This window comes from Pirellulales bacterium (assembly GCA_019694435.1).
Lineage (GTDB): Bacteria > Planctomycetota > Planctomycetia > Pirellulales > JAEUIK01 > JAIBBZ01.
This window is the reverse complement of the sequence record JAIBBZ010000088.1, coordinates 1-2,844: the sequence shown is the minus strand read 5'-3', so window position 1 is coordinate 2,844 and position 2,844 is coordinate 1. Positions and strand designations below refer to the sequence as shown.

At 64.6% G+C, this 2,844-nt stretch carries 2 protein-coding genes; both read left to right on the top strand.

Annotation, left to right across the window (positions count from 1 at the left end; genetic code table 11):
- Nucleotides 1–712, top strand: a 712-nt coding sequence (locus tag K1X74_23535) for a hypothetical protein (GenBank protein MBX7169325.1), incomplete at its 5' end; no start/stop codon positions are given.
- Nucleotides 713–841: 129 nt separating this feature from the next.
- Entirely contained in the window at nucleotides 842–2,608 is a 1,767-nt protein-coding gene (locus K1X74_23530; protein MBX7169324.1) for a hypothetical protein, read from the top strand.
- Nucleotides 2,609–2,844 lie beyond the last annotated feature (236 nt).

Below are 2,844 nucleotides of genomic sequence, written 5' to 3'. Positions count from 1 at the left end.
AATGCAAGCGGCCGCGCAGGCCGGCCCCGACGTCGTCGGCCTGCGCTTCGGCATGGACGAGGCGCCGGTCCTCGCCACGCTGAAGTCTCACGTGCCGAACGCGTTCATGATGGAGACCAAGGGCAGCTACCGCTATCGGGATGGCTCGGCGCAGCACGAGACGCCGCCGTACCTGAGCAAGCTCACGGCCAAGGTCGACAGCCCCCGCGAGCAGATCATCGTGGTGTTCTCGTCGGCGCCCGGTCCGCAGCGACTGGTCGGCGTCCTGCGCGAAGTCTCGCTCAAGGACCCGCCGACGCAGGCGCAGATGCTGCAGCAGCTGACCGACAAGTACGGCACGCCGACCGTGTTGAACCGGGGCAAGTCGCCCGGCGCCGCGATGCAGACCAGCGTCGTCTGGGGCGAGGCCGGCAAGCCGATGTGCTGGCGCGACCAGCCCGGTACGACGGTCTTTCCGTGGGACGCAGGCAGCGAACTCGTGAACTGGCTGCGTCACATGCAGAAGAAGGGCATCGCGCCGCCCGATCTCTCGCAGTGCGGCTACGCCGTCGGTGCGAAGATCCAAGGCGAGCCGGTGCACCAGCTCGTCGTCACGATGGGTGATGTGGGTGCCCAGGCGACGTCGAGCCTGCAGGCCCAGCAGTGGGTTTCGGAACTGCAGAAGAAGGCCGAGCAGGAACGCCTCGCGCGCGGTACCGGGCCCAAGCTCTAGTCTCGACGCGGTAGTGCGGCTCGCGGGCCCAGCGGCATGACCGTCGTGCCGGGTGGACGCGAACCGGAGCGAGGCGCACAGGTCGAGCCTGGGCATGCAACGATGCCGGCTCAGCGACGACGCGGACCCATGCGCCGCGGCGCGTCGAGCGCCGCACTTGCGGCGCGCGTCGGTGCGGCGATTGCCTTCGCGACGGCCGCGCTGCTCGCTTGCGGCGCTGTGCTCGCTCAGGATCCCGACGCTGCCGCGAAGGCGCTGATCGCGCGCTACGTCGCGACCTGGGACGTCGACGCGCTGCTCGCCGAACCCGCCATCAGCGGCGAACTCGACGCGCTGCTGGGGCGCGCGCGGCCGCAGCTCGATCGCGCGCTCGCCGTTACCGCGGGCGTCGAGTACCGCGCAGGGGCGCTCGCAGTTGCCGGCAACGGCCGCCATCAGGGCGGCGAGCTCGAAGCCATCGTCTGCATCCAGCCGTTCGGGAAGGCGCCGCAAGTCCACGTCGCCGTCCTCGATCGCGGCAAGGTCGTCGTCTACACGCGGCAGAAGCGGTGGGACTTCCTGCCGACCTGCATTCGCGACTGGGCAACGCTCGCGCTCGTCGGCACCGAAGCTCGCATGAGACTGCCGGCCGGCGTGCAGTTGGGCCGCCGAATACACTCGCCCCGAACGCCCAACATCTACGGAGCCCCTAGGTCTGTGTTTGAAAAGATCGTTCTCCGCCGGACAGAAACTGGATCCCCAATCACCGCCGGTCAGATTGCCGAGGCACTGCTCTTCTACCAGAACGTCCATTTGCTGATCGACATGGGCAGTCTTGGGAATCTCGTGCGTCAACTTGGCGTGGGTAACCTGTTAACACTCCTCAATAGAAGCGACTGCTCGGCCGTCTATTGCGAAGAGATTCTCGGCACGCAGTCACACGCGGTCGGGCCTCTGAACGCGCACGCATATGCTGCCTTCACGTTGATTGGTCACGATGGTGTCGGGATGTTCAAGACTCGGGAAGACCGAGTGGCTTACATGCTTCGCTCTAAAGGTGTTTCCGCGTCGGACGCCAAGCGCTTCGCAAGGTTATTCCTGAGAGTGGCACCGCCTCGAAAATTGTCCGGAGATTACTACGTGCCGGGAGGCATAACTGCTGCAGCTCGCCATGACATGGCTGATCCATCCTTTGTAAACCCGGCCATCAATACAGCTCTTGCGTTGACACCGGGCGCGCAGACCCTCGGCGCGATGCTGCAGTTCGACATCCAAGACTCTGACCTTGGGATGTATGTGTTCAATAACATTGACTTCGCCGCGATAAACGCGCGCAGAGCAGCGCTGCGCCCGCCACTTGAGCCAGTGACGGTCGCGCACCTTCTCACTCACATACTTGAGGCGCGTGCGGATCTTGCCCTTGCCTCTTTCTACGGCGGCGACTTTGCCACCTCGGAAGTCACTTCGGCCATTGTCCAGATACGGTACGCAGACATTTTCCGTCGCCAGAAGCTTAATCAAGAGGAACTTGCCAGTTTCCATCAAGTAACGCTTCCCGACTACCCGTCCTTGCGCGAGACGATCGACTCAGGGCAGCGCACTTTCAAGGAGTACATGGTTTTGCTTGATAAGGCAGCCAAGTTCAAGGAGTGGCTTCGGTCGGCCAACGTGGATGAAGGCCTGCTTCGATCCTACATGGCCAGCATCTCGAAGGAAGGCTGGATTCAGTCAGTCCCCGCCAAGACCGTGCGGTATGTATTCACCCAAACGTTGGAAGCGTTCAACCCATTGCTCGGGGTGGCAACTGCAGTCGCCGACAACTTCATAATCGAAAAGCTGCTGAGCGGTTGGCGCCCGAACCACTTCGTGGAGTATCGGCTCGCCCCATTCATCGTAGGCCCCAAAGCGGCGGCCTGACCCGATGCTCCGGCCGTCCCCCTACGGCTTCCTTGGCCAGCCTCAGCAGGCAACTGAGGTCACGCGCTGAACGTCAGGCCGCGGCCGCCGGAACGGCGCTCCGCGCCTGCGCGTGGGGCACGCCGCGGTTGCGACGCGCGCGCCGAGGCCGGCCGGAAGCGGGTACCGCCTGCGAAGGCGAGCCGTGAGCTTGCGCTTTCCGGTTCAGGCGCCGTGCATGCCCGCGTTGCCCGACG